The sequence below is a fragment of the Novosphingobium aquimarinum genome (assembly GCF_009746585.1).
In the GTDB taxonomy this organism is placed as follows: Bacteria; Pseudomonadota; Alphaproteobacteria; order Sphingomonadales; family Sphingomonadaceae; genus Novosphingobium; species Novosphingobium aquimarinum.
Genome location: NZ_WRPO01000014.1, coordinates 45495 through 64698, shown reverse-complemented (window position 1 = coordinate 64698; position 19204 = coordinate 45495). Strand labels below are relative to the sequence as shown.

The 19204-nt window shown below is 64.3% G+C and carries 17 protein-coding genes; 9 read left to right on the top strand and 8 right to left on the bottom strand.

Features of this window, described 5'->3' with window-relative positions:
- Positions 1-145: 145 nt before the first annotated feature.
- The 4 genes from dnaN to GQO94_RS14105 form a co-directional block, all read right to left on the bottom strand.
- Positions 146-1264 carry a DNA polymerase III subunit beta gene (gene dnaN, locus GQO94_RS14120; RefSeq protein WP_156842074.1) on the bottom strand — a complete coding sequence of 373 codons (1119 nt, stop codon included), beginning with the start codon at positions 1262-1264 and terminating at the stop codon, positions 146-148.
- A gap of 173 nt (positions 1265-1437) precedes the next feature.
- Positions 1438-2202, bottom strand: coding sequence for a 3-oxoacyl-[acyl-carrier-protein] reductase (gene fabG, locus GQO94_RS14115; protein WP_156842073.1), 765 nt, complete (start codon positions 2200-2202; stop codon positions 1438-1440).
- Positions 2203-2246: 44 nt separating this feature from the next.
- A complete protein-coding gene (gene fabD, locus GQO94_RS14110; RefSeq protein WP_156842072.1) occupies positions 2247-3182 on the bottom strand; it encodes an ACP S-malonyltransferase in 936 nt (311 codons plus the stop codon).
- 208 nt (positions 3183-3390) lie between these two features.
- On the bottom strand, positions 3391-4194 hold the full coding sequence (locus GQO94_RS14105) for an LD-carboxypeptidase (RefSeq protein ID WP_156842071.1): 804 nt from the start codon (positions 4192-4194) through the stop codon (positions 3391-3393).
- 53 nt (positions 4195-4247) lie between these two features.
- Here GQO94_RS14105 and GQO94_RS14100 point away from each other — a divergent pair, with 53 nt between their 5' ends.
- Complete coding sequence (locus GQO94_RS14100; protein WP_232332939.1) at positions 4248-5693, top strand: glutamate ligase domain-containing protein; 1446 nt, start codon at positions 4248-4250, stop codon at positions 5691-5693.
- Positions 5694-5746: 53 nt separating this feature from the next.
- Here GQO94_RS14100 and GQO94_RS14095 read toward each other — a convergent pair whose 3' ends face one another.
- On the bottom strand, positions 5747-6694 hold the full coding sequence (locus GQO94_RS14095; RefSeq protein WP_156842070.1) for a DUF808 domain-containing protein: 948 nt from the start codon (positions 6692-6694) through the stop codon (positions 5747-5749).
- Positions 6695-6883: 189 nt separating this feature from the next.
- Between GQO94_RS14095 and GQO94_RS14090 the strand changes: the two genes are divergently transcribed.
- Entirely contained in the window at positions 6884-7708 is an 825-nt protein-coding gene (locus GQO94_RS14090; protein ID WP_156842069.1) for a flagellin N-terminal helical domain-containing protein, read from the top strand.
- Positions 7709-7852: 144 nt separating this feature from the next.
- On the opposite strand, the gene GQO94_RS14085 is transcribed toward GQO94_RS14090, so the two are convergent.
- The gene (locus GQO94_RS14085) at positions 7853-10504 is read right to left on the bottom strand and encodes a M1 family metallopeptidase (protein WP_156842068.1); all 2652 of its coding nucleotides are present in this window, start codon (positions 10502-10504) and stop codon (positions 7853-7855) included.
- Positions 10505-10781: 277 nt separating this feature from the next.
- On the opposite strand from GQO94_RS14085, the gene rpsF reads away from it, so the two are divergent.
- The 4 genes from rpsF to GQO94_RS14065 all read left to right on the top strand — a co-directional run bounded on the left by rpsF (position 10782) and on the right by GQO94_RS14065 (position 12976).
- Complete coding sequence (gene rpsF, locus GQO94_RS14080) at positions 10782-11144, top strand: 30S ribosomal protein S6 (protein WP_156842067.1); 363 nt, start codon at positions 10782-10784, stop codon at positions 11142-11144.
- Between the two features lie 3 nt (positions 11145-11147).
- On the top strand, positions 11148-11372 hold the full coding sequence (rpsR, locus tag GQO94_RS14075; protein ID WP_156842066.1) for a 30S ribosomal protein S18: 225 nt from the start codon (positions 11148-11150) through the stop codon (positions 11370-11372).
- A 13-nt stretch (positions 11373-11385) separates the two neighbouring features.
- Positions 11386-12012 (top strand): 50S ribosomal protein L9, encoded by a 627-nt coding sequence (rplI, locus tag GQO94_RS14070; RefSeq protein WP_156842065.1) that lies wholly within the window; start codon positions 11386-11388, stop codon positions 12010-12012.
- Between the two features lie 253 nt (positions 12013-12265).
- Positions 12266-12976: a CDP-alcohol phosphatidyltransferase family protein gene (locus GQO94_RS14065; RefSeq protein WP_156842064.1), complete on the top strand. Its 711-nt coding sequence runs from the start codon at positions 12266-12268 to the stop codon at positions 12974-12976.
- 113 nt (positions 12977-13089) lie between these two features.
- Here GQO94_RS14065 and GQO94_RS14060 read toward each other — a convergent pair whose 3' ends face one another.
- The gene (locus GQO94_RS14060; RefSeq protein ID WP_156842063.1) at positions 13090-14661 is read right to left on the bottom strand and encodes a serine hydrolase domain-containing protein; all 1572 of its coding nucleotides are present in this window, start codon (positions 14659-14661) and stop codon (positions 13090-13092) included.
- 113 nt (positions 14662-14774) lie between these two features.
- Between GQO94_RS14060 and GQO94_RS14055 the strand changes: the two genes are divergently transcribed.
- Complete coding sequence (locus GQO94_RS14055; RefSeq protein WP_156842062.1) at positions 14775-16208, top strand: AMP nucleosidase; 1434 nt, start codon at positions 14775-14777, stop codon at positions 16206-16208.
- Here the strand turns inward: GQO94_RS14055 and GQO94_RS14050 are convergent.
- Complete coding sequence (locus GQO94_RS14050) at positions 16186-17565, bottom strand: glycosyltransferase family protein (RefSeq protein ID WP_156842061.1); 1380 nt, start codon at positions 17563-17565, stop codon at positions 16186-16188. The two genes, GQO94_RS14055 and GQO94_RS14050, sit on opposite strands and share 23 nt — an antisense overlap.
- 296 nt (positions 17566-17861) lie before the next feature.
- Between GQO94_RS14050 and GQO94_RS14045 the strand changes: the two genes are divergently transcribed.
- Together GQO94_RS14045 and GQO94_RS14040 are read left to right on the top strand one after the other, a co-directional pair.
- Complete coding sequence (locus GQO94_RS14045) at positions 17862-18518, top strand: energy transducer TonB (RefSeq protein ID WP_156842060.1); 657 nt, start codon at positions 17862-17864, stop codon at positions 18516-18518.
- 213 nt (positions 18519-18731) lie between these two features.
- Positions 18732-19040: a ferritin family protein gene (locus GQO94_RS14040; protein ID WP_156842059.1), complete on the top strand. Its 309-nt coding sequence runs from the start codon at positions 18732-18734 to the stop codon at positions 19038-19040.
- Positions 19041-19204: the final 164 nt, after the last annotated feature.

The window sequence follows — 19204 nt, the reverse complement described above, 5'->3', positions numbered from 1 at the left end:
TCCCCCCAGACCTCACTCGTCACCCCGGATTTGATCGGGGGTCCCGCTGATCGGCTGTTGCGCAAAGCGAGCGGGATCCCGGATCGAGTCCGGGATGACGACAGGGGCGGATGGAATCCCCGAAGGTCTCGGTAGCCTACCGCCGTCAGACCCGCATCGGCATCAGGACGTAGAGCGCTTCGCTCTTTTCGTTCTGACGGATCAGAGTCGGCGCGCCCGCGTCGGCGAGATGCAGTTCGACGCTTTCGCCCTCGATCTGGTTGAGGATGTCCTTGAGGTAGTTGGCGTTGAAGCCGATCTCGAGACCGTCGGCGCGGTAGTCGGCCGCGATTTCCTCGGCGGCCGTGCCGTTGTCCGGCGAGGTCACCGAAAGCGTCACCTTGTCCGCTTCGACCGCCATCTTGACCGCGCGGGTCTTCTCGGTGGCGATCGTCGCGACGCGATCCACGCCGGCGTAGAACGTCTTGGGATCGAGCCTGAGGAGCTTGTCATTACCCGTTGGAATCACTCGGGTGTAATCGGGGAATGTCCCATCGATCAGCTTGCTGGTGAGAACGACGCCATTGGCCCCGCCGAGCGTGAAGCGGATCTTGGTCGCGGAAAGATCGACCAGCACCGAGGTGTCCAGCGTTTCTTCCAGTAGCTTGCGCAGCTCGGCAACGCATTTGCGCGGCACGATCACGTCGGGCATGCCGTCGGCACCCTCGGGCTTCTTGATCGTGAAGCGCGCGAGCCGGTGGCCGTCGGTGGCCGCAGCCTTCAGTTCGTCATCGGTGACGTGGAGGAAAATGCCGTTGAGGTAGTAGCGCGTCTCTTCGGTCGAGATCGCGAAGCGCGTGCGGTCGATGAGCTGCGCCAGAGTGGCCGCCGGGACCTCGAAGCTGGTCGGCAAGTCGCCCTCGGCGATCATCGGGAAGTCGTCGCGCGGCAGCGTCGGCAGCTGGAAGCGGCTGCGCCCCGCCTTCACCAGCATCCGATTCTCGGACGCATCCAGGCTGACCTGGCTACCCTCGGGCAGCTTGCGCGCGATGTCGAACAGCAAGTGCGCCGAAACGGTGATCGCGCCGGGCGTCTCGACCGTGACGGCAGACAGCGTCTCGATCACCTGCAGATCGAGGTCGGTCGCCATGATTTTGAGCGCGCCACCCGAAGCCGCCTCGATCAAAACGTTCGAGAGGATCGGGATGGTGTTGCGGCGCTCGACGACGGACTGCACGTGGGAAAGGCAACGCAGCAGGGTGGAACGTTCGATTGTGGCCTTCATGTTAGCCTCTGGTCCCCTTGTCGGCCAAATGGGTCGTCAACGACGGACCATCTTCTCTAGCGTTGCGAAGCCCCCCGGCAAGTGAAGAGTCCGGCAAAGCGCCGAAATCCGGGGATAAGGGAGGCACATAACGCGAGTTTTCCACGGTCGCGCGATGCCCCGGCCCCGGCAGCTCAGATCATGACCATCCCGCCGTTGACGTGGATCGTCTGCCCCGTGACGTAGCCCGCCTCTTTCGAGGCAAGATAGACCACCGCCGAGGCGATCTCGTCGCCCTCGCCCATGCGACCCATCGGGATGCGCGCGTTGAGCGCCTCCTTCTGCGCATCGGGCAGGACGTCGGTCATCGCGGTGCGGATGAAGCCGGGCGCGACGCAGTTCACCGTGATCCCGCGCGTCGCCAGTTCCTGCGCCAGGCTCTTCGACATGGCAGTGATGCCGCCCTTGGCCGCACAGTAATTCGCCTGCCCCGGATTGCCGGTGGTGCCGACCACCGAAGTCACGTTGACGATGCGGCCGAAGCGGGCCTTCATCATCGGCTTGGTCGCCGCGCGCATCAGCCGGAACGCGGATTCGAGGTTTACGCGAATCACCGCGTCCCATTCCTCGTCCTTCATCCGCATCGCCAGATTGTCGCGGGTGATGCCGGCATTGTTGACGAGGATGTCGATCTTGCCGAGCGAATCGATCGCGGCGGGGACGAGCTTTTCGACCTCGTCCTCGTTCGACAAATCGCATGCGATGGCGACGTGATCGACTTCCTGGACATGCTGCGGCGAATGCTCGTCGAGCTCGTCGCGAAAGGCGCGCAGCTTGGCCTGGTTGGAGCCCGAAACCGCGAGCCGTGCCCCTTGCGCCGCCAGCGCGCGCGCGATCGACGAGCCGATCCCGCCCGAAGCGCCGGTTACCAGCGCCGTCATTCCGTGCAGATCGAACATCGTCTTTCCTCTCTCACTGATTAGGGGCGGCTCTCTAGCCGCGATCAGAGGGCCTTGGCCAGTTCCTCGATTTCGGCGATCGTCGCCACCGAAGCGACATCCACTTCGCCCGCGCTGCGCTTGATCATCGGGCCGACGACTTTGCCGCCGAACTCGACGAAACGCTCGACGCCCGCCTCGCGCATGGCGATCGCGCTCTCGCGCCAGCGCACGCGGCCCGTGACCTGCTCAACCAGCAGCCGCGTGACGTCTGCGGGGTCAGTGACCATCGCCGCGGTGACGTTGGCGAACAGCGGCAAGTGAAGCGCGCGGGCGGGCGTCGCTTCCAGTGCCTCGGCCATGGCATCGGCGGCGGGCCGCATCAGCTCGCAATGGAACGGGGCCGAAACCGGCAGCGCCACACCGCGCTTGATGCCGTGCTCCTTGACCATGCCGATCGCCCGCTCGATCGCCTCGCGGTGACCCGAGAGCACGACTTGCGTGGGATCGTTGTCGTTCGCGACTGAACAGACCTCGCCTTGTGCCGCCGCTTCGGCCAGCGCGGTGGCCTTCTCGATGTCCGCGCCCAGCAGCGCCGCCATCGCGCCGACGCCGACCGGCACCGCGGCCTGCATCGATTGGCCGCGCAGCTTCAAGAGCCGCGCCGTGTCCGCCAGGCTGAAGGCCCCGACCGCGCACAGCGCGGTGTATTCGCCGAGCGAATGGCCCGCGACGAAATCGCACTTGTCGGCAATCGAGATGCCGCCCTCTTTCTCGAGCACGCGCAGGCAGGCGATCGCGTTCGCCATGATCGCCGGTTGCGCATTCTCGGTGAGCATCAGCTGATCGTCGGGCCCTTCGCGCATAATCTTCGAGAGGTGCTGGCCAAGCACGTCGTCGACTTCCTCGAACACTTCGCGCGCCACTGCGCTCGCTTCGGCCAGTTCCGCGCCCATGCCGATCTTCTGGCTGCCTTGCCCTGGAAACACGAATGCACGCATGGCCTTGATCTTCCTTATTGCCGCCCCATGCCGATCTCTAGGGGGTAAAGGCGGCGGGGTTTATTGACCCGCCGCGCCAAGGGCAAGACCCCTCGGCGCGCCAACGCGCATCATCCCATCGCAATGTCGCGCGTAATCCCCTGTGAGAAGTGGAGCATCGCCGCATCCTCCCCCGATGTTCAGGTCGCGCAGAACGATGGCGATCGGATCAGCCGAAAGGCACTAGCGTATTGGCGGAATCGTGGCCGATATCCGCAGCCCCGAGAAACGCGATGGCGTGGCGTTCGCACCAGTAACGCGCGATCTCCTCGGCATTCGCGCCGAACTTGCGGTCGTTGTCCGGGACATCGGACACCCGCCCGAGCCGCAGCCCGGCCACGCCGCCAAGATGCGCGGAAAGGTGAAAGAACAAGCGGTCGACCGCATAGAGATGTTCGGACACCTCCTCGACCATCACCACATGACGAGCAAGACCGGGCATCAAGGGCGTGCCGCACAGCATCGCCAGCGTCATCAGGTTGAAAGCCACGCGCGGATGGCCGTCGTCCGACGGTTCGACGCCTGCCTCGTCGCCGCTCAGGAAATCGAACACGCGGCGAACCGCATCCTCGCCCCCTTCCCTGCGCACGCAAGCGAGCATCGGCGCATGGACCGGCCGCCCGATCCGCGCCCGGTAGAGCCCGCCCAGTAGGTAGCCCGCATCCGAAAAGCCCAGCCACATCTTCGCGTCCGCACATTTGTCCATGCGCGTGATCGCCTCTTCGGCAATGCGCCCGGCGCCGTAGCCGCCGCGCGCGAACCAGACGGCATCGAAGGCCGGATCGTTGGCGCATTCGAGCAGGGCCGCGAGCCGCAGCTCGTCGCTGCCGGCAAAATGGCCTTCCGAGGCGAAGCATTGCGGATGCACATGCAGCTCGATCTGTGGATAGTCGCGCGCGGCCAGCGCGACGACGCGCTCCGCATCCTGGCGGGTAATCGGGGCGGAGGGGGCGCAAACGGCAATGCGGATCATGGCCCCACACGTCCTATCGAGGTTGTCACGCGGCGCAAGCGCGCATACCGCTCATGCTCATGGAGACAGACCTTTCCGCCACCTCTGCGACTGCCGATCTTGCCGCGCAGCCGTGGTTCTTCTGCGGCATCGGCGGTTCGGGCATGCTGCCGCTGGCGCTGATTCTCAAAGGGCTCGGCGCGCGCATCGCCGGTTCGGACCGCAGCCGCGACCAGGGCCGCAGCGCGGCGAAATTCGCCTGGCTCGAGAGCGAGGGCTTCACGCTGTTCCCGCAGGATGGCAGCGGCGTCACCGATGCCGCGCAAGTGCTCGTGGCTTCGGCCGCGGTCGAGGATACCGTGCCCGAAATGGTGCGCGCACGCGAACTCGGCTGCCGCCGGATGAGCCGGGCGGAACTGCTGGCCGCGCTGTTCAACGCCGCCCCGCGCGGGATCGCGGTGGGCGGCACCAGCGGCAAGTCGACCGTGACCGGCATGATCGGGTGGATCCTGACGCACGCGGGGCGCGATCCCACGATCATGAACGGCGCGGTGATGAAGAACTTCGTCTCGGACGATGCGCCGTTCGCCAGTGCCCGCGTCGGTAAGGGCGATGACTTCGTTTCGGAAGTCGATGAAAGCGACGGATCGATCGCGCTTTACCGTCCCGAAGTGGCCGTGCTGCTCAACGTCAGTCTCGATCACAAGTCGATGGAAGAGCTGCGCCAGCTCTTCGGCGATTTCCTCGGTGTGGCGAAGCGCGCTGCGATCAATGCGGACGATGCCGAGGCCGCCGCTCTGGCGGGGCGCAGTGCGAAAGCGCTCACCTTCGGCATCGATAGCACCGAAGCGGCGATTTCGGTCGTTCTGGAAAGCATTGCTTCGCGCGCGCTCGGCCAGTCCGCGACCGTGATCGACCGCCGCGACGGTAGCGAGCACGCGCTGGAGCTCGGCATGCCGGGCCGGCACAACCTTGCCAACGCGCTCGCCGCGATTGCCGGATGTGCGGCGGCAGGCGTGCCGGTGGCGGATGCGGTGGCAGCGCTGGCGGATTTTGCCGGCCTCGCGCGCCGCTTCGACGTCGTCGGCACCAGCCCTTCGGGCATCCCCGTCATCGACGATTTCGGGCACAATCCCGAGAAATGCGCCGCGACGCTGCGCACGCTGAAGGCGGAGCCGGGCCGGGTCATCGCCTTCTTCCAGCCTCACGGCTACGGCCCCTTGCGGCAGATGGGCGCGGAACTGGCGGAGACATTCGCCCGCGAATTGGGGCCGGACGATGTGACGATCCTGTGCGATCCGGTCTATTTCGGCGGCACCGTCGACCGCTCGCAAGGCAGCGAGCGCATCGTCGCCCTGATCCGTGAAGCCGGCGGCCGCGCCGAATACATCGCCGATCGCGGCGAATGCGGACGTCGGATCGTCGAGATCGCCAAGTCGGGGGACCGGGTCGTGGTGATGGGCGCGCGCGACGACACGCTTACGGCATTCGCGCGCGAGGTCCTCGCCGCTTTGCCCTGACGGACTTCGCGTTCAGTCCCAAATTTCGGCCGGATCGGTTCCGCCGCAAAACGTCAATGCGCGGAATGGCCGCGTGACATCATCACGACATGCACGATCATGGCCACGATAGCGCCGACGATCAGGCCAACGACGCCCGACGCGATAGCATAGGTCAGCCAGCCCAGCGCCCCGCCCAGTGCACCGGTCGCATGCGCGACGGCGTGCTGGAGATCGTGCGCGAGATGCGCGGGCGCGGCGAAGCCCAGTTCTTCGCTACCGTGCAGCAGGATGCCGCCGCCGACCCACAGCATCGCCAGCGTGCCGACGCTCGAGAGCACCTTGAGCACGATCGGCATTGCCCGCACCAGCGCCTTGCCCGTGCGCTGCGCCGCTTCGCTCGGCCGCTTGGCGAGGCTGAGGCCGATATCGTCCATCTTCACGATCAGCGCGACCGCACCATAGACCACGGCCGTGATCACCACCCCGACCAGCGCGAGAATGATGGCGCGCGCGATCAGACTTTCGTCCGAAACTTCGGCCAGCGCGATCGCCATGATCTCGGCCGAGAGGATCAGATCGGTACGAATCGCGCCGGAAACACGCTGTTTCTCGAAAGCGACCGGATCGACGATCTCGTCTTCCAAAGTGTCGCCGTGCTTCACTCCGCTGAACTTCTCGATGACCTTTTCCGCGCCCTCGAACGACAAGTAGAGCCCGCCCAGCATCAGCAGGATGGTGATCGCGAAGGGCAGGAACTGGCTCAGCAACAGCGCGATCGGCAGCAGGACGACCAGCTTGTTGAACAGACTGCCCTTGGCGATCTTCCAGATGATCGGCAGTTCGCGATCGGGCGTGAAATTGGTGACGTAGGACGGCGTGACCGCGGCGTCGTCGATCACCACGCCCGCGGCCTTGCTCCCCGCCTTGGCCACGCCTGCGCCTACATCGTCGATCGAGGCCGCTGCGGCCCTGGCGATGACGGAGACGTCGTCCAGAAGGGCGACGAGACCGGTAGGCATGTTGCAGGGTACTCCTTTGGTCAGACTGGCCAGCGATCCGCTTGCATGCGTTCATTCGCCGGGCCAATCAAGGCCGATCTCACCGCGCCGGAATAGCCTCCACTTAAATTTCCGGAGGCATCGACCGTTCTGGGGATCAGACCGCGCCGTTGGATCGACGCAGTCGGGTCAATTGAATGGGGAATTACAATGGCAGTCATCAACACGAACATCAGCGCCATCCGCGCTACCAATGCCTCGATCTCGGCGAACAAGCAGCTCGGCGTCTCGATGGAGCGTCTGTCCACCGGCAAACGCATCAACTCGGCCAAGGACGACGCCGCGGGCCTCGCCATCACCACGTCGATGACCGCGCAGGTCAAGGGCATGAGCCAGGGCATCCGCAACGCCAACGACGGCATCAGCCTCGCTCAGACGGCGGAAGGCGCGCTTTCGGAAATCACCAACATGCTGCAGCGCGTTCGCGAGCTGGCCGTGCAGTCGGCTTCGGGCACTTATCAGTCGTCCGACCGTGACGCGATGCAGGCTGAAGTCACCGCGCTGACCGAGCAGGTCGCCGACGTGCTGACGACCACCAAGTTCAACGGCAACGCGCTCTTCTCGACCACGGCCGGCACGGACGTCAGCTTCGACATCCAGACCGGTTCGAACTCGGGTGAGACCGTCACGCTGACCTCGACCGCGATCGACGGCACGAACATCTCGGCCACCGCGCTCGACGTTACCGACACGGCCAAGGCTTCGACGACGATCGACAACATCGATCTCGCGCTGACCGACGTCAACGCCACCCGCGCCGCGCTGGGTGCCGGTCAGAACCGCCTCGAATCGGCGGTCAACAACCTGACCAGCAACGTCGCCAACCTTTCCGACTCGCGTTCGCGGATCGAAGATGCCGATTACTCGGTGGAAACGACCGCGATGGCCAAGTCGCAGATCCTCTCGCAGGCTTCGACCGCGATGATCGCTCAGGCCAACCAGGCCACCGAACAGGTGATGCAGCTCCTGCGCTGATCACAGAGGTCAACGACCCGACGGACCCCGTGGTCGCGCAAGCGGCCACGGGGTTTCTCGTTTTGGGGACAGGCCCATGCGCCCCATCAGCTCCGACATCGCAAGGACGGAACCGATGGCAGCCGCAGAGCAGTCGCGCCGGACTTAGTAGCCGGCCTGCTTCAGCCAGGCATCGACGCCCGGGATGCGGTTATCGCGCACACTCATGCGGTAACGGATGAGCGCGATCGCTTCCTCGCTGGGCTTGCGCGCATCTTCGCTCAAGGTCGCTGCATAGGTTTCCAGCTTCCCGATCATCGCCGGATCGTAGCTGCCCGCGCCAAGGCCGGGCAGATACCGGCTCGCTGCCGACAGATCGACCCGCTTCAGCACATCCTCCTTGTGCGCCATGGCATAATCGTAGGCCATGTCGGGATGCTTGAACGCGGCGTAGCGCAGGATGCTGGGACTGACCGTCTCGCCCGGCTCATCGGTCATCGCCAGGTCGAGCGCCTTTTGCGCCAGCGCCGGATCGTCGGCCGTCCCCAGGCGCGAGTAGATCAGGCTGCGCAGCTGCGTCGACTCCTCGGCGCGCGCCATCTCATGCAGCTTGTCCCAGGTCGCCGCGTCCGCGTGCTGGGCCACGACCGAGAGGATCGCGCTGCGCAGCGAAGGATCGACGGCGGCAGGATCGTTCGGCGCGGCGGCAAAGCGGCGCTGCGCTTCCTTGACCACCTTGGGCTCGCCGACGTCACCCAGCAGCGTGATCAACGAGGCGCGCAGCGACGCTTCGGTTTCGGGCTCGCCCGCCTTGGGCGTCCATCCCAGCCTGTCGAGCACCGGCCCAAACTTGCGGCCGACGAACTTGGTCAGCCGCTGCTGCAGCTGCGGCATCCCGTCGGCGTAGGAATAGAGCGACGACATGTAATTGGCCGCAGCTTCGATCACGTCCGGCTCGGCGTTGGCGGGGGTCGCCTGCACCAGCGCCATCAGGTCCGCCATCGGCTTGATCCCGGCAAGCCCGAGGGCGCCCGTGTCGGAGATCAGGCCGAGCTGGTCGACCGGAGCGATCTTGGCGAAGTTCTTGGAAATCGCCGCGAACATATCGGGGGCGTAGGCCACCCGGTAGTAGCCGCTCTGCCCCGAATTGACGATCACCGGCCCGCAACCGGCCACATCCAGGCTGCCGCTGCCTTCGAACAGCGTTTCCGCAGGCGCGCCGCCCAACGACGCAGCCACGACCGGCACGTGCCAGGAAAGCGGCTGCTTGTCCGGACGATCGCGCGTGAATTCGCCCTGCGTCAGGCTGAGGACGGACTTGCCGCCCTTGCAAGTGGCGCTGGCGTTGACGAGCGGAATGCCAGGCTGACGAGTGAAATCGTTGGCGATCTGGATGATCGGCTTGCCCGAAGCCTTCTCCATCTCGCGCCACAAGTCGTCGGTGACGGTGTTCGCGTATTCGTAGCGCTTCATGTAAGCGCGCACGCCCTCGCGCCACTGGTCGCGGCCGGTGTAGGCCTCGAGCATGCGGATGACGGACTCGCCCTTCGAATACGTGATCCCGTCGAAGGCCTGGCTGGCTTCCTCGACGGTCTTGCGCGCCTGGATGACCGGGTGGGTGGTGGCCAGCGCGTCCTGGTTCATGGCCGCATTACGCGTGCTGACGGCGCCCAGTTCGGGCTTCCACTCGGGGTGGAAGTGCTCGGTCGCACGCGTTTCCATCCACGACGCAAAGCCTTCGTTGAGCCACAAGTCGTCCCACCAGGACATCGTCACGAGATCGCCGAACCACTGGTGCGCCATCTCGTGCGCGAGCACGGTGTAGATGCGCTGGCGGCTGGCGGGCGAATCGAGCTGCGGATCGAGCAGCAGCGCATATTCGAACGTGAAGATCGCGCCCCAGTTCTCCATCGCGCCGAAAAACTGGCTCTGTCCGGGCGCGGCGATGTTGTCGAGCTTGGGCAGCGGATAGTTCGTGCCGAAATACTCGTTGTACCAGGGCAGGATCTTGGCCGACTCACTCAGCGCGTACTGCGCTTGATCGATAACGCCGCGCTTGGCGATCACGCCGACTTCGGTCCCCGCGACCTGCTGCGTCGCGCGTTCGAAATCGCCCAGGCCGAAGAACAACAGATACGTCGACATCACCGGCGAAACGCCGAAGGTCACCTTCTTGAGGCCATCGGCCATCGGTTCCGACTTGGCCACCGGCATGTTGCTGACCGCCATTTCGTCCTTGGGGACGATGGCGTGCATGGTGAAGGTCGCCTTGTAGAACGGCTCGTCGAACGAGGGGATCATCCGCCGCGCGTCGGGCGCTTCGAACTGGGTGTAGAGCGCCTTCTTGTCGCTGCCATCCTCGGCCTTGTACTCCAGCGCGAACAGACCGTTCGCCTGCGTGTTGATCGTTCCGGTATAAGTCATGGCCAGGCGGTACTTGCCCGGCGCCAACGGCTTGCCAAAAGCGAACGTCGCGGTCTGCGCCGCCTCGTCGAGCGAAACGGTCGCGGTGTCGGCGGCCGGCGATCCTTGCGCCGTCAGCGTTGCGGTCTGGAAGGAAAGATCGGCGGCGTGCAGCACGATCCGGTCAGTCGCCTCGACGATGTCGACATCGATCGCCACCGAACCACTGAAAGTCATGGACGCCGGATCCGGCCGGATCGTGATGTCATAGTGCGATGGCCGCACATTGCGCGGGAGCTGCGTGGTCACGGTTTCAGCCGTGGCACCGTTGGTAGTGGAAGGAGCGGCATGCGCGCTCTGCGCGCCGCATGCCAGGATCGATACGGCCGCAACCGATGCGAGAAGGTGCTTCATGTGTCTCCCGAAGATAGTATGGTGCCAATGTAGCAACGAATATTACGCGATGCTATCGGATCAAGACTGTCCGGTCGAACAACCGACAACTCTCGATGAACGTTCCACGCTATCCAAAGCCATCTGATCGCGAGGTGAACGCCGCCAACGCTTGCATTTCGCGCGCAATCGGCTATGCGCCCCGCTTCCGCCCTTCGGGTGGAGCCGAAGAAAGCCGGAGGGGCCCCGCAATCGTGCGGACAAGCCAGCGATCGGTTGAAGAGAAAAGGATGACGCCGTGCCGCTTTATGAGCACGTCTTCCTGGCACGCCAGGATCTGAGCCAGTCGCAAGTCGATACACTGGCCGCCACTGCCACCGAGATCGTCGAGAACAACCAGGGCAAGGTCCACAAGACCGAGACCTGGGGCCTCAAGAATCTCGCCTACAAGATCAAGCGCAACCGCAAGGCGCACTTCGTGATGCTCAACATCGAAGCGCCCGGCGACACCATCCTCGAACTCGAGCGCCAGACCGCGATCAACGAGGACGTGATCCGCTGGATGACGATCCGCGTCGACGAGCACGAGGCCGGCCCCTCAGTGATGATGCGCAAGACCGACCGCGACCAGCGCCGTCGCCGCGAACGCGAAGGGAACTGATAGATGGCACGCCCCTTTTTCCGCCGCCGCAAGTCCTGCCCGTTCTCGGGCAAGAATGCGCCCACGATCGACTACAAGGACGTCCGCCTGCTGCAGGGCTTCATGTCCGAGCGTGGCAAGATCGTTCCCAGCCGCATCACCGCGGTTTCGGGCAAGAAGCAGCGTGAGCTGAGCCAGGCGATCAAGCGCGCCCGGCACATCGGCCTGCTGCCCTACATCGTCAAGTAAGGAGGAAAACCTCATGGATATCATCCTCCTGGAGCGCATCGAGAAGCTCGGCGCCATCGGCGACGTCGTTTCCGTCAAGGACGGCTTCGCGCGCAATTTCCTGCTCCCCAACAAGAAGGCCCTTCGCGCCAACGAGGCGAACAAGAAGGTCTTCGAGGCCAATCGCGAGCGGCTCGAGGCGGAAAACGCCGAGAAGCGCACCGATGCCGAAAAGCAGGGCGAGAAGGTCGCAGGCGCCGAGATCGTTCTGATCCGCGCGTCTTCGAACTCGGGCCAGCTCTACGGTTCGGTCAACGTGCGCGACATCGTCGCCGGCCTTGAAGAGCAGGGTCACAAGGTCGACAAGAAGCAGGTCATCATGGGCAATCCGATCAAGACGATCGGTCTGTTCGACGTGACCATCGCGCTGCACCCCGAAGTCCACGTCACGGTGAAGGCGAACGTCGCCCGCTCGTCGGACGAGGCCGAGCAGCAGGCCCAGGGCGTCGACGTCCTTGCCGCGATGTTCGAGGAAGAAGCCGCTCCGGTCGGCTTCACCGAAGCCTACGATCCGCGCGCGGAACCCGGCGACCTCTCCGCGATCCAGGCGGAAGAAGCTGCCGAGGAAGAAAGCGACGAAGAAAGCGAAGCGCAGGCCTGAGCCACGCTTCCTTTCTGCTGAAGACACGAGAGGGGCGCCGGGCAACCGGCGCCCCTTTTCGTTTGCACCGGTGGTGTGAGGTCGGATTTGCTCATGGATGCCTGAGCAGCGGCCAACCCATGGCGTCACGCTCCTGGAGATGACGATCAGACGGGCCTTGCTGCCAACCCGATGGCCCGATTTCGCAATGGTGGGCGGCGGGTCTGCTTTGCTGTAACCGAACTGAAGCAAATCCCTCATCGAGGCTCACTGAATGGCGCGAAAAGCCCAAATTCCCATCGAACGTATTCAAGAAAACATACTGGCCCGCGGCGAACGACGCCTCCTGAACTGGATCTGCGCAAGAATGCCTGCGTGGGTTTCGCCTGACTCTCTGACTTTCCTGGGCATGGTAGGGGCCTTCATGGTCTTTGCCGGTTATGTCGGCAGCAATCTGGGGGATGGCTGGCTGTGGCTGGCGAACGCCGGATATGTGGTCCAATGGTTTGGAGATTCGACCGACGGCAGCCTCGCCCGCTTCCGCCGCATCGAGCGGCCACGATACGGCTATTTCCTCGACCATAGTTGCGATGGCCTGGCCACGACGCTCGTCGTGGTCGGCATCGGCCTCAGTCCCTACGTCACACTCGAAGTCGCCCTCGTTGCGCTGGCGGGCTACCTTTTGCTCTCGATTCACGCGTTCCTCTCGGTCCGCGTGCTTGGGGAGTTGAAGCTGTCGTACCTCAATGCAGGGCCTACCGAACTGCGGATCATGTTGATTGCGCTGACGCTGGCCATGATCGGATTTGGGACGGGTCCGGGCATGTTTGGTAGCGTGAACGGATTCGATCTGTTCGTCGGTGCCGTGGGAACCACGTTGATCGCGCTGTTTACTCTTCAAACCTGGGTTACCGCGCGGCGATTGGCGAACGAAGAGCCTTCCCGAATGTCCGAATGGAGAGATCGGAGGGCGCGAGGCGATTGATCCGGCGATCAACCTCGCCGCTATGCGCTCGGCATTCACAAGCGGGCTCATGCGACCCACTGTTCGAGACATTCGAAGGACTCGGGCGAAGCGCATCGCCTGAGCCATAGCTCCTACTCGCCCGCTTCGGCTTTCTTGAAGTCAATCCGCTGCAACTGAAGCGCCGCTGTTGGCGCGAGTTGCACGCGGCCTGCGACCGCGCCTTGCGCGCAAGTCCAGGTGAAGCGCCCCTCCAAGGCGCTGACCGGCTCGATCGGCGCGCCAGTGTCGCACGCGCCGACTTCGTCGCGCAGCGCCGTCATCGCCTGGCGCCGACGATCGAGATCGAGGTCCATCGCGACGTTGTTGGCCAGCGGCACCGCGGCGGGATCCACCTTGGTCCAGGCCCACTTCGCGTATTCGTAAGCTTTGGCGAGCCGCGGACTGCCCGAACGCGGGCGGTCGGGAATCGCGCCCGCCTGCCGCAAGTCTCGCAGCGCGCCGTACGCCACGTTGCGGCCCGATGAATAGGTCCGCGCGCTGAACGCGAACAGCGCCACGCCCGCATCGGGAAGCACGTACACCGTCGAGCCATATCCCGGATATCCGCCGGTATGCCGCAAGCTACGGCCGATCTCGCAGCCCTGCTGCACGAACCATCCCGCAGAGTACCCTTGCGATTCCCGGCAGGTCGCGCCGTCCGCGTCGGGCGGCGTCTCGGTCACCCCCCAGGGCGAGACCAGCATCGCGACCTCGCGCACTGTCGCGCGCCGCACCGGGCCGGTCTCGGGTGCGTCCGAGGGCGGCCAGGCGGAGAGCACGAAGGCGAGCCATTTCGCATAGTCGTTTGCGGTCGTCTCGACCCCGCCCATCGCGCCGAACACCCCGTCGGCCATGTCGGGCTCGCGCACCCAGGCCTCGTCCTGCCAGCGATAGCCGATGGCGCGGCTGCCCGGCGGATCGGCGAGCACGTCGTAAGTCGTCGATGTCATGCCGAGGGGCGCCATGATCTCCTCGCGGATGTAGTCCTGATAGCGCCGCCCCGAGACATTGCCGATGATCCGCCCGAGCAGCGCGAAGCCGTAATTCGAATATTCGGGCACGGTGCCCGGCGCGGATGCGAAGGGCATGCCCCCCTCGATCATCGCGGTGAATTCGTCCTCGGTGATCACTTGCTGGCGGTCGCCCCAGGGATTGTCCTCGACGAAGCCGGCGGTGTGGTTCAGCAGATCGCGCACCGTCACCGGCGGCGAATCCGCCGTCGGCAAAGTCCAGCCCGCCATCTGCGGGACATACGTCGCTGCCGGGACATCGAGCTCCAGCTTGCCCTCGTCGCGCAGCTTGAGAATGGCAAGACCGGTGAACGCCTTCGACATCGAGGCGATGCGAAACCGCGTATCGGCATCGACCGGCGCGCGGCTTTCGAGGTCGCGCACGCCGAGCCCTCGAACGAGCACCAGCTCACCGCCCTGCACCACGCCGTAGACCATCCCGGGTACGTGCGCGTCGTCCATGTAAGCTTCGAACCGCTCGCGCAGGCTCGCGGCTTGCGATGCGATCGTCTCCGGCTGCGCCGCGGGCGCGGTGGACGCCTCGACATCGGCGATGACTTTCTCCGCGGCAGGACTGATCGCCTGCTGCGCGTGTGCCGGCAATCCTGCGATCAGCGCCAGTGCCGATGCGCACCCGGCCAGGCCCATTCTCATACCCTGCTCCCCCGGTCGAACTCGTGTTTGTATCCACCGCAACGATCACTTTGGCAATTGGCGCGCTGCCGGCTGTCTATTGCATTGCAACAATCCCGGCTTATGAAATGGCGATGCCATTCATTAATAAGGTCATCGCCGAACTGGTCCGCGTCTACGACGACGCCGTTGCCACTCTCCGCTCCGACATCGCCGCTTTCGCCAAAGACGGAACGCTGCCCCCGCCCTCGCGCCGCGCCGAGCGCGACTGGTGCTATCCGGAGTTGCGCATCAGTTACGCCGGGCGCGAACTGCGCCCCGAACTGACGCGGTCGTTCGGGCGGCTGACGCATGGCGGCACGTACTCGACCACCGTCACGCGCCCGAACTTCTTCGCCGACTACATTCGCGAACAGCTCGAACTGCTCAACGAGCACTACGATTTCGATGTCGAGGTCTCGCGCTCGCAGCAGCCGATCCCCTTCGCCTACGTGCTCGACGGCAGCGACACGCTTGGTTCGATCACGCCCGCCGAGCTTGCCAACCACTTCCCCGCCACCGAACTCGCGATGATCGGCGACGAGCTGGCGGACGGCATCGACATCACCAGCACGCTCGATCCGATTCCGCTGGCGCTGTTCGATGGACTGCGCACCGATTTCAGCCTCGCCCGTCTCGCGCACTACACCGGCACGCCCGCCGAGCACTGCCAGCGCTTCATCCTGTTCACCAACTACCACCGCTATGTCGACGAATTCGTCGACTGGGCCGGTCGGCAAGTCGGCAAAGATGGCTTCGTCGCGCTATCGGGTGCGGGCGGACTCTACGTCGATGCCGCGACCGAGGACGCCCGTGCCCGGCTCAACGACACCGCCTGGCGACGCCATCAGATGCCCGCCTACCACCTGATGCGCGAGGATCGCTCGGGTATCACGCTGGTCAACATCGGCGTCGGACCGTCGAACGCGAAGACCATCACCGATCACCTCGCGGTGCTGCGCCCCGAGGCCTGGCTGATGATCGGCCACTGCGGGGGCCTGCGCGAATCGCAGAAGATCGGCGACTACGTCCTGGCCCATGCATACTTGCGCGACGACCACGTCCTCGACCACGTGCTGCCGCCCGAGATCCCCCTGCCCGCCATCGCCGAAGTGCAGCAGGCGCTCGCGCTGGCGGCCGAGCAGATCAGCGGCACCGGCGGCATGGACTTGAAGACGCGGATGCGCACCGGCACCGTCGTCACCACCGACGATCGCAACTGGGAATTGCGCTACACCGCCTCGGCTCACCGGTTCAGCCTCTCGCGCGCGATCGGCATCGACATGGAAAGCGCCACCATCAGTGCCCAGGGCTTCCGCTTCCGCGTCCCCTACGGCACGCTGCTGTGCGTTTCCGACAAGCCGCTCCATGGCGAATTGAAGCTGCCGGGCCAGGCCAACCGCTTCTACGAGGAAGCCATCGGCGCCCATCTCGAGATCGGCACCCGGACCTGCGAACTGCTGCGCGAGGAAGGCGCCCGCCTGCATTCGCGCAAGCTGCGCGCGTTCAACGAGCCGCCGTTTCGGTAGCGTCTGCTGTGCGCGTCCCGCCTGTCTTCGGAACCAAGATGATGCCGCGGGCACCTTGGCGGACCGGAACATAATTGCGCTCAACCGCGTCGTAGAAATCCGGCGAGAAGTTGGCAAAGCGGCCGTGTTGATCGGGATGCGCCGAATATAGCTGGATTGCCGAAAAGGCGTGCCTTTCGACCAGACCGGTCAGTACGTTCTTCGGCAGCCTGCCCGTGCGTATGGCCTGATCGGAGTTGAACGGGTCGACCAGCATGTCTTGATCGGCGCGCAAGCACAGCAGCAGGGACTCGCACAGCTTGGGGCCGGGCCTGCTCTTCAGGAAGTCGACGTCACCCTCGAAGCGCTGTGCGGACTCCTGAAGACCCCCGCCAAGCTGCGACGCCTCGAGCGCGAGCGTCATGGGGGCCGACGTCAGCCAGGCGAAGTTGGCTCCGATAACCAGCGCGGGCAGCAGAACCGCCCTCGCTTCTCCCAGCTTTCGCACTTCCTTGGCAATCAGCCCGATCGCGATCGCACTCGCCATGAAGGGCTCGAAAAAGATGTTCTCGGCTGTCCCGGCGCCGCCTGAGAAGTAAGCGCCAAGGACCAGAGAAAGCAGCAGGTAGCTCAGGATCAGGAGCGCGGTTCGATCCCTGAGCCAAAGGAGGCCTGCGGTCGCCGCGATCAGCGTGAATTGGTGCCGCTGGAGAATTTCGGCCGTGAAGTGGGCAGCCCGCCCCGCCGACCATACGCGGGAGGCGAGCATCTGCTCGAACAGGGCAATACCCTCTCGCTGCCAGATGAGAGCCAAGGCCGCCAGACCGATCACCAGCCCGCTGGCGACGTATACGATGCGCCGCCGATTGTCGGCTCGATACAGCGTATCCAAAGTGATCACGATGAGCAGTGACAAGAGGTTATGCTTGGTCAACAACGACAGGCACAAGAGGAGCGCGACCAAGGCGGTGCGGAGCAGCGTCTTCTTGCCGTCAAGATGAACCGCAAGCGCCCATGACGCGAAAGCGAGACCCAGCATTTGCGGATCGTTCATGCCGACATACGAGTCGTAGAAGACCAGCAGGGGGCCCAGAAATGCGACCACCGCAAGAGCCGCATCGGGCACCCTGCCGCCGGCCCTGATGACGATCCGCGAGCAGGCCCAGCAAAGGGCGACAAGGCTGATCAGGGATACAAGGCGGCCGGCAAGAATGACATCATTCGTGACGCTTGCGAGCCAGCCGACGAGGTAGAAGGACAGCGGCGGATAATTGCAGTAGAAGAGGCTCGAATAACCCGAGTAAAGCGTCTTCCCGGCCGCCGCTCGAATCTGATGATACCCGTTCCACCCCTCGTTGTAATTGATCTCGGGCGGCAAGAAGACGCGCACGAGCGGATACAGCGCCAATATTGCCACGCAGGCTATAAGAGCTGCGAGGAGGATTGCATCGAGCGGGTATCGCGAACCCCATCGTCTCACATCGTCGCCCCTGAGATTTGGCATACAGATCGAAATCCGGTTCGCCGTGGTCGTTATCGGGCCGTAAGTTCAACGTCCTAACATTTGGCTTTCGCCATTGTCGCCGAACCGTGTGAGTAGAGAATTCCGGACGCGACGCTGATGCGCGGCATCCACGGAATTGTTTCCCCGCAAAGGGCGACTATAACTCTTCCATGATTTTAGCGATGCTATCCGCGGCGGCCCTAGTTGCGGCAGAGCCCATCAACCCACGAGTGTGGGCGACTCCCACCGACTATCCCAGCAAAGCCCTTCGAGAGAACCAGGGCGGAGCGCCGCGTTTTCGATTGACGATTGCCGCCGATGGAACGCCTATCAAATGCGAGATCACCGATCCTACCCCTTACGAGGAGTTGAACACCATCAGCTGCGAATTGCTGATGCGGCGGGCACGTTTCAAGCCGGCAATGGACGTCGCGGGCAAGCCGACATTTGCGGTCTATCAACAGCGCCTGTTGTGGTGGGTCGAGGGCATGAAACCAATAGGTCGAAGCCAAAGGAGCGATGCAATCGTGACGGTGAAGCGATTACCCGGCGAAATTCCCAATCCGGCGTGGGTTCGCTTGGCGTTCGCCATCGACGCGACAGGCACGCCAACGAATTGCCAGCCGCTTCTTCCCGAATCGCCTTCGCGCGCGGGTTCCAAAGCGGCGGAAACCGAGCAGCGCGTCTTAGACGTACTTGGTTCGACGGCGTGCAAATATGCCCAGGATACCCTGGAACTCACGGCCGCAATCGATTCCAACGGCAATCCGGTCCCCTCCGTCCAGACGTATACGATCCTGTTCGAAGAAGAGGTCGGTTCCGACTGACCATTGCCCGGCGTCCTCACTTAGCGGCATCCCGGATCAGGTCCGGGATGACGAAGGAGTTTCGTGGCGGCCATGGTGCTCGGGAAAGATGAGAACAGGACAGTCGCTGTGCCTCCGAATACTTCAGCGAACAGTTCACAACCGCGCCGCTCGCTCTTAGGATCACCAATGACCCGCGCGCGCGCGCGCAGAGCAAACTAAAAGGAAACGCCGATGTCCAGTGAAGGTCTCCACGCCCCCCGGGAGCGTCTCAGCGCCAAGACGCTGTCGATGCATCACGCGATCGTCTCGCTGATGGAGGAGCTGGAGGCGGCCGACTGGTATCGCCAGCGCGCCGACGATTGCGACGACGAGGCGCTGAAGGCGATCCTGCTGCACAACATGCGCGAGGAAGTCGAGCACGCGGCGATGGTGCTCGAATGGCTGCGCCGCAACGACGACGTGTTCGACAGCCAGCTGCGCGAATACCTGTTCCAAGACGGCGACATCGCCGGCCACGAGGAAGAAGCGACGGGCAAGTAGGGGCCCAAAGCGGCACGCCATCGCGGCCGCTTTCCTACACGCCCCCAGACTGTCAAATCGGAGCGACGACGAGGCGCGAAAATGCCTCGCCGCCGCTCTTTGACATCGTCGCCAGACCAAAGCCGCGCGGAGTGAAAAACCGCGCACCCTAAGCCCTTGTTTTC